Source organism: Flavobacterium ginsenosidimutans (assembly GCF_003254625.1).
GTDB lineage: Bacteria > Bacteroidota > Bacteroidia > Flavobacteriales > Flavobacteriaceae > Flavobacterium > Flavobacterium ginsenosidimutans.
Window position 1 is genome coordinate 1 of the sequence record NZ_QJRJ01000030.1, and the last position, 521, is coordinate 521.

The 521-nt window shown below is 45.5% G+C and carries 1 protein-coding gene; it reads right to left on the minus strand.

The genetic code is table 11. From position 1 onward, the window contains the following. A partial coding sequence (locus DM444_RS00145) for an Ig-like domain-containing protein (RefSeq protein WP_455423255.1) occupies nt 1-521 on the minus strand: 521 nt, incomplete at both ends.

Below are 521 nucleotides of genomic sequence, written 5' to 3' on the forward strand. Positions count from 1 at the left end.
CTGATCGTTACAGCCAATCTCACTGAACTTTCACAGCCTGTAGCTGCATCAGCTAAAGCTGCATAATAAGTGCCACTTGTTAATGCTGTCGCTGCTGGAATTGCTATTCCGCCTGTTGAAGCGCTGTACCATACAACATTTGCTTCATTTGTCTGAATGCTCGCAAATGTCGGTGCATTTACTAGACAGAAATCCTGTGTTGTGTCTGTAGTAGTCGGTGTAGCAGGATCTGTAACGGTAACGGTAACTGCAAGCCTCACTGAACTTTCACAGCCTGTAGCCGCATCAGCTAATGCTGCGTAATATGTGCCGCTTGTTAAAGCTGTCGCTGCTGGAATTGCTGTTCCGCCTGTTGAAGCGCTATACCACACTACATTTGCTTCATTTGTCTGAATGCTCGCAAATGTTGGTGCATTTACAAGACAGAAATCCTGTGTTGTATCTGTAGTCGTAGGTGTTGCAGGATCTGTAACTGTAATTACTACAGCCAATCTTACTGCGCTTTCACATCCTGTAGCTGC